A 7,738-nucleotide genomic window follows, 5' to 3' on the forward strand; every position below is an offset into this window, starting at 1 on the left:
GAACCACAAGGGCTCCCACCCATAAAAGGGCGACTGAAACGCAACCCCCAACCCTAAGGCCGGAAGCGTCATGCACCAGAAGGTGACTGAGAAGCTTCAGAGACGCGAAGCCGGGCCGTTCAAAGCGCGGCGCCGCGTCGAGGAGGCGGCTTATAGGCCAGCCCGCTCGGATGTGTCAACAGCCGTTTTCGGTTTTTTTGGAACCCGACCGCAAACCCTGATCATTGCTGGTCTTTGCGACGGAGCCGTGACGGCCGGGGCGGCCGGCGGAACCTTAAAGCCGGCCACAGGGCCACCCTTTCTGAACCCGATTCAAAAGATGGAGGGCCGGCGGGCTTCTCATATAGGATCTGCCCGCCCGGCAGGCCCGGGCCTCCCCACCCCTCTTCATGGGACAACCGACATGACCGCTTCGTCCGACTATGTGCCCCCGAAGGTCTGGACCTGGAACAAGGCCAGCGGCGGACGCTTCGCCAGCATCAACCGTCCCATCGCCGGGCCGACCCATGAGAAGGAACTGCCGGTCGGCCGCCATCCGCTGCAGCTCTATTCGCTCGGCACGCCGAACGGCGTGAAGGTGACGATCATGCTGGAAGAGCTCCTCGCCCTCGGCCATGCCGGCGCCGAGTATGACGCCTGGCTCATCCGCATCTCGGAGGGCGACCAGTTCTCGTCGGGCTTCGTGGAGATCAATCCCAATTCCAAGATTCCTGCCCTTCTCGACCGCAGCGGTCCGACGCCGATCCGCATCTTCGAATCCGGCGCCATCCTGGTCCACCTCGCCGAGAAGTTCGGCGCCTTCCTCCCGCAAGACCCGGCGGCCCGCGCCGAGACCCTGTCCTGGCTGTTCTGGCAGATGGGTTCGGCGCCCTTTCTCGGCGGCGGCTTCGGCCACTTCTACGCCTATGCCCCGACCAAGATCGAATATGCCATCGACCGCTATGCGATGGAGGTGAAGCGGCAGATGGACGTTCTCGACCGTCGCCTGGCCGACAACGCGTTTCTCGCCGGTCCGGATTACACGATCGCCGACATGGCGGTCTGGCCCTGGTACGGGCAGCTCGCCAAGGGTCTGCTCTACAATGCCGGCGAGTTTCTCGACGTGGAGAGCTACAGGAACGTCAACCGCTGGTCGGAGGCGCTCTTCGCACGGCAGCCGGTGCAGCGCGGGCGGATGGTCAACCGGGTGACCGGGGATCCCTCCAGCCAGTTGCACGAGCGGCACGAAGCCGGCGACTTCGACACGAGAACGCAGGACAAGATCGCTCCGGCGACCTGACCTGATCGCCCCGCAGCCGGGCCGCTGCATCGCACCGGAAGGTCGAGGGCGGCCCCTGCCCCTGCCCCGGTCTCGTTCTGCGTCGGCCCCGGCCCGCAGCGGACCATGATTCCACCCGCGAACGGCTCCCTCGCACCGACGAGCATCCTCGGCTGTCCCGGACCGGGCGGGCCGGCGGCCATCGGCCATGCAAGACGGAAGGCGGTCGACCCGATCCGCCAATCGCCTGTACCCCGATACGATTACCCCAACATGCGGTTGTGGATTTAGACAATTTTAGTAAAAGGCGGTTAATTTCAGTTCAAGTGTTCGCGGCGTGACCCACGTTTGCAGAATGCCGGCAGTGCAGCCCGCCGCGCCCCCCAGTGACGGACAACCAAAAAACAGAAACGTCGTTGTCTTTCCAGGAACACCACCATGAACCATCTGGCTCACAACGCCTCCGACGAGGCGGCTGACCGTATCGTCCGCATGCGTTTCATGCAGATCACTGAGGACAAGAGCGCCCTTCTGCGCGAATTTTGGATTGTCGTCGAGCCAAACCTGCCGCAGATCCTCGAAGGGTTCTATAAGCACGTGACCAGCGAGTCGAACCTCGCCGCAATGATGGGCAACGATATCCCGCGGCTGAAGCGCGCCCAGGGCGGCCATTGGGGCAAGCTGTTCTCCGGCACCTTCGACGCCTCCTACATGAAGGGCGTCCGCACAATCGGCCATATCCACAACAAGATCGGCCTGGAACCGCGCTGGTATATCGGCGGCTACAACTATGTTCTCAGCCAACTCGCCGACCTGGCAGTGAAGACTTACAAGTGGAAGCCGGCCAAGCTCTCCAAGGTTCTGACGGCGGTGAACGCGGCGGTCATGATCGACATGGACATCGCCATCTCCGTCTACCAGGAGGCGATGCTGGCCGAGCGGCAGGCGCGCCAGACCCGGATGAGCCAGGCCATCGACGCCTTCAACGGCGAGATGACGACGACACTCAAGACGATGGAGCATTCCGCCGGGCAGTTGAGCAGCACTGCCAACGGGCTCGCCGCCAATGCCGAGGAGACGACGCGGCAGTCGACTGCCGTCGCCGCGGCATCGGAGCAGTCGGCGTCGAACGTGCAGACGGTCGCGGCGGCCTCGGAGGAACTCTCCAGCGCCGTTGCGGAGATCGGCCGGCAGGTCGGCCACTCGACCGAGATTGCCAACCAGGCGGTGAACCAGGCGCGACAGTCGAAGGTGGTCATGGACGGCCTCGCCGAAGCGGCGCAGAAAATCGGTGACGTCGTCAGCCTGATCGCCAACATCGCCGGCCAGACCAACCTGCTGGCGCTCAATGCGACGATCGAGGCGGCGCGGGCCGGCGAGGCCGGCAAGGGCTTCGCGGTCGTCGCCTCCGAGGTCAAGAGCCTCGCCAGCCAGACGGCCAAGGCCACCGACGAGATCGGCGTGCAGATCGCCGCGATCCAGACGGCGACCAACCAGTCGGTCAGTTCGATCACCCAGATCGGCACGACCATCGAGACGATCAGCACGATCGCCGGCGCCATCTCCGCCTCCGTCGGCGAACAGCAGTCCGCCATCGAGGAGATCGCCCGCAACATCCAGGAGGCCGCGCGCGGCACCCAGGAGGTGTCGAGCAACATCGCCGGGGTGAGCCAGGCCGCGAGCGAAACCGGGACGACCTCCACCTTCGTGCTCACCGCGGCCAACGCGCTGTCAGAACAGACGGACAAGATCCGCCACGAGGTAACGGGCTTTTTCGCCACGATCAAGGCGGCCTGACACGTCACCTCGACCGCGGGCGGCCCGCCGCCTTCGCGACCTGCCCCGCGCCTGGGCTTCACATCCCCGGCGCGGCATGCTCTTTTCCTCGCCGATGATCCATCAAGGCTGGGGCACAACCGGCCATCCCAACGATCACGAGGAAACGCCGATGACCACGCTTCTCACGCGCCGCATGGCGCTCGCCGCCAGTGCCACCCTCGTCGGGCTGGCTGCTCCTGCTCTCGGACAGGCTCGCCGTCGCCTGACGGTCGCGACCGGTGGAACCGGTGGCGTCTATTTCGTCTATGGCGGCGGCCTGGCCCGCATCCTGACGGAAAAGCTGCCGAACACCCAAGTGACCTCGCAGGTCACCGGCGGGTCGGTCGACAACATCAACCTGGTGACATCAGGCGATGCCGATATCGGCTTCTCGACGCTGGATTCGGTGATCGACGCCCTCAACGGCGTCGGCGCCTATGCCCGTGCCGGCAAGCGCGAGGTCCGCGTCATCGCCGTTCTCTACGACAACGTGATGCACGCGGTAGCGCAGCCCTCGATCAATTCGGTCGCGGAGATGAAGGGCAAGCGTATCGGCGTCGGCTCGGCCGGCTCCTCCACCGAGGGCTGGGCCGACCGGACGCTGGAGGCCGCTGGCCTGAACCCGAAGACGGACATCATCCGCGACAATCTCGGCGTCGCGGAAAGCGTCAATGCGCTTGCCGACGGCAAGGTCGCCGGCTTCTTCTGGAGCGGCGGCGTGCCGACGGCGGCGATCCGCGACCTCGCCCAGTCGGGCCGGACACCGTTCAGGCTTCTCGACACCTCGAAGGAATTGGTCGAGATGGACAAGAAGTACCCGGGCCTCTACCGGGAAGCGATCATGCCGGCGAATTCCTATGTCGGACAAACTCAGGCGGTCTCCAGTATCGGCGTCGCCAATGTCATGCTGGTGGACGCAAAGACTCCGAACGATCTGGTAACCCTCATCCTCGAAGGCATTTTCAACAATCTCGCCGACATGCATGCCATCCACCCGGAGGCCCGCAAGCTGACCCTCCAGAGCGCGGCCGCCAAGACCGCTGCGCCGTTCCACCCGGCCGCCGAAGCCTTCTACAAGGCCCGCGGCGTGTCCATGTGACGGTGTCGACTGAGGTCCATCGAACAGAACGCCGGAGCGGGTTCCACCGTTCCGGCTTTTCGTTGCCATGGCAGCTCTGCTGCCGGGATGCGGCCTGATCGCATTCGGCCGCCAGCAGGGGAATGAAGCCATGACCGCGGGTGGGCTGACACCGGCGACGACCACGGGTGAGCGCACCCTGTCGGCCGAGGAGATCGAGCGACTGTCCTCCGATTCCGAGGGTGGACCGGCGCGTCGGGTAACCGGCTGGCTCGGCTGGCTCACCGGAGCGGTTTCGTTCCTGGTCGGCGCCATGGCGCTCTACTGGACGCAGTTCTCGATCACGACGACGATATACCGGTCGACTTTCCTCGCCATCTGCCTCGCCCTGATCTTCATCCTCTATCCCCTCGTCAAGGCCCGGCCGGACGGGGCCGTGGCGACGCGACGCGCGACCCTCGAGGAAATCGCGGTCGCGCTGCTCGCCGCCGCAGTCCTGGCCTTTATCCTGCACCATCCCAATTCCGCCTTCGCCGTCTTCGGCCGGTCGAGCTTCGGCTACGGCCTCGGCCTCGTCCTCATCCTGTGCTTCCTGTCCTATCCGCTGCTGGTCTCCAACCGCCTGCTCGCCCGCCTGCAGCCGGCAGACTGGTTCTTCGCCGCGCTGGGGCTCTATGCGGCCTATTACCTCGCCACCAATATCGACGAGTACAAGACCCGCGCCATGCGGCCCTCCGCCGACGAGCTGGTGCTGGGTCTGGCGCTGATGCTCCTGGTGCTGGAGGCCACACGGCGCACCGTCGGCTGGATCCTGCCGGCCATCGCGGCGGTCTTCCTCATCTATTGCTATGCCGGCTCGGGCTGGCTCATTCCCGATGTGTTCGAGCATCGCGGTTTCACGCTCAACCGCATCATCGGCCAGAATTTCCTGACCCTGGAAGGCATCTTCACCACGCCGCTCGACGTCGCGGCGACCTTCATCATCCTGTTCACGATCTATGGCGCGGTCCTCGACCGCGGCGGTGCCGGGCGCTTCTTCATCGAATGGGCCTTCGCCCTTTTCGGCAAGAACCCTTCGCCGGCGGCGCCCGGCCGCGCCGTCGTCGCCTCCGGCTTCCTGCTGGGCACTGTTTCCGGCTCCGGTGTCGCCACGACGGTGACGGTGTCGACGCTCGCCTGGCCGATGCTGAAGCGCTCGGGCTATACGCCGGAAGTGGCCGGCGGCATGTTGTCGGCTGCCGGCATCGGCGCGACGCTGTCGCCACCGACCCTCGGGGCCGCCGCCTTCATCATCGCCGAGTTCCTCGACGTCGACTATCTGCAGATCCTCATCTACGCGACGATCCCGACCATCCTCTATTACGTCTCGTGCTGGCTGATGACAGAAGCCGATTCCCGCCGGCTGGGCGTCGTCCCGGTGCGCACCTCGGAGGCTTCGGTCTGGGAACTGACCAAACGGGGCGGCTATCATTTCATCTCCCTGGGAGCGATCGCCGTCTTTCTTGTCCTCGGCTTCACCAGCTTCATGGCGGTCTACTGGTCGATCGTCGTGGCCTTCGTGCTGTCCATGGCCAATCCCGCCAGCCGCCTCGTCACCGTGCGGGCCTTCATCATCGGCTGTGCGGCCATGGTCGCGGCCTATCTGTTCGGCATCAGCGGCATGGCGCGGAGCCTCGGCCTGCAAGAACTTTTCAACGACCGCGTTTCGGTGGCGAGCTTCTGGGGTATTGCCGTGGCGGTGGCGGCATCAGGACTGGAAAGCCTGCTGGCCAGCCGGGCCGGGCGTCCGATACCCGCCGGCGGAACCGGGATGATCGACGCCCTCCTCGACGGCACCAGGTCGACGCTCGGCATCGTCGCCGTCTGCGCCTGCGCCGGCATCATCGTTTCGGTCGTGAACCTGACCGGTCTCGGCCTGACCATATCCGGCATCATCATAGCGGCCGGCGGTTCCAACGTCTTCCTCATCCTGCTGATGGCGGCGCTCGCCATGTGGGTGCTCGGGCTCTCCGTGCCGGTCACGGCCAGCTACATCATCGCGGCCGTCATGCTGGTGCCCGCCCTGGTCAAGGTCGGCATCCCCCCGGCCGCCGCCCATATGTTCATGTTCTACTATGCGGTGCTGGCGGACGTCTCGCCGCCCACCGCGCTCGCCCCCTTCGCGGCCTCCGCGATCACGGGCGGCGAGCCCTTCCGAACGACGATGCAGGCCTGGAAATACACCCTCCCCGCCTTCATCGTCCCCTTCATGTTCTGCCTGAGCCCGGAAGGGGCGCAGTTGCTCATGCTGGTGCCCACCGGGACCAATGCCGCCGGTGCCGTCGTCTATGCCATGCCGAGCACCCTTGGGGCCTGGGCATCGGTCCTCTGGGTGACGCTGGCGGCCTGCATCGCGCTGGTGGGGTTCTGCATCGCCTTCGCCGGTTATGGCCTCGGCCGTGCCACGACGGTTGAACGGGTCGTCTGCCTCGCGGCCGGATGCCTCCTGCTGGTTCCGCACGGTTACAGCCAGGCCGCCGGCCTCGCCATCCTCGCCATCGGGCTCGGAGCGCATTGGCGGCGGGTCGGCCGGACCGGCGGCGCGCTGCCGGCAGGCTAGCGCCTTCCGCCGCAGCCGGCGGACTGGATCGTGCTAGCCTCCCGCTCCGCGGAGCTTCTGGTAGCGCCTGATCGCCCGTTCGCGCTTCAGCCGCGACAGGCGGTCGAGCCAGAAGATGCCGTCGAGCTGATCGATCTCGTGCTGCAGCACGACGGCGAGAAAGCCGTCCGCCTCGGCGCGCTCCTCGCTCCCCGACAGGGTGTTCCAGGTGAGGCCGATGCGGGCCGGGCGCTCCACCTCCTCGGCGATGCCAGGCATGGAGACCGAACCCTCCTGCTCGCGTCGGGTCTCCGGCGACATCCAGAGAATCTGCGGATTGACGTAGAGGCGCATCAGCGCATCGTCGGCGAGGCGGATGGCCACCAGCCGCTGCTGCACGCCGATATGGCAGGCGCTGAGCCCGATGGCCGGGGCCGCGACCACCGTATCCATGAGGTCCTGCGCCAGGGCTTCCAGCGCCTTGTCGAAATGCTCGACGGGCGAGGCGCGCAGCTTGAGGCGCGGATCGGGATACATGACGAGCGGTCTTGCAGGCACGCGGGACACTCCGGTCGGACAGCGGTGCTCTAGCCGAGGACGGGCGGTGTCGGGAATAGGCGGACTTCCCTGGCGGTGCCCACAGGTGCGGCGCGCCGTGCCGCGGCATTGGGCGGCCGCAACCCTCCCGGAGGCTGGGCTGCGGTTCATCCACAGCATCGGGGCCATGCCCGCGGCGGGTTGCAATGGAATGGATGTTGCATGAGGATGCCGACCCGGCAGGTGCCTCGGCGCCGCCCCGTGACACACACAAGCGAGTGACATTCGACGTGAGCGCACTGCCCCAGTCTGCCGCCGATTCCGTGGCTCCCCTCCCCAATACCGGCCCTGTCCTGTCGGTTTCGAACCTGGTGACATCGTTCCTGCGTGAGGGCGAGTGGAACGCGGTGGTGCGCGGCGTCTCCTTCGACGTCGGGCCGCGGGAGACGGTGGCGATCGTCGGCGAGTC

General features: G+C 66.2%; 5 protein-coding genes. 4 read left to right on the top strand and 1 reads right to left on the bottom strand.

The features are described from left to right. Positions 1–403 precede the first annotated feature (403 nt). The 4 genes from yghU to Q8O26_RS03755 all read left to right on the top strand — a co-directional run bounded on the left by yghU (position 404) and on the right by Q8O26_RS03755 (position 6,753). Positions 404–1,279 carry a glutathione-dependent disulfide-bond oxidoreductase gene (gene yghU, locus Q8O26_RS03740; RefSeq protein WP_305573614.1) on the top strand — a complete coding sequence of 292 codons (876 nt, stop codon included), beginning with the start codon at positions 404–406 and terminating at the stop codon, positions 1,277–1,279. A 417-nt stretch (positions 1,280–1,696) separates the two neighbouring features. Continuing rightward, complete coding sequence (locus Q8O26_RS03745) at positions 1,697–3,055, top strand: globin-coupled sensor protein (protein WP_305573616.1); 1,359 nt, start codon at positions 1,697–1,699, stop codon at positions 3,053–3,055. 151 nt (positions 3,056–3,206) lie between these two features. Continuing rightward, a complete protein-coding gene (locus Q8O26_RS03750) occupies positions 3,207–4,175 on the top strand; it encodes a TAXI family TRAP transporter solute-binding subunit (RefSeq protein WP_305573618.1) in 969 nt (322 codons plus the stop codon). Between the two features lie 130 nt (positions 4,176–4,305). After that, positions 4,306–6,753 (top strand): TRAP transporter fused permease subunit, encoded by a 2,448-nt coding sequence (locus Q8O26_RS03755; protein WP_305573620.1) that lies wholly within the window; start codon positions 4,306–4,308, stop codon positions 6,751–6,753. 33 nt (positions 6,754–6,786) lie between these two features. Here the strand turns inward: Q8O26_RS03755 and Q8O26_RS03760 are convergent, their stop codons facing one another. Next, positions 6,787–7,290, bottom strand: coding sequence for a peptide deformylase (locus tag Q8O26_RS03760; protein WP_305573622.1), 504 nt, complete (start codon positions 7,288–7,290; stop codon positions 6,787–6,789). Positions 7,291–7,738 lie beyond the last annotated feature (448 nt).

This window comes from Phreatobacter sp., from assembly GCF_030691135.1.
GTDB lineage: Bacteria > Pseudomonadota > Alphaproteobacteria > Rhizobiales > Phreatobacteraceae > Phreatobacter.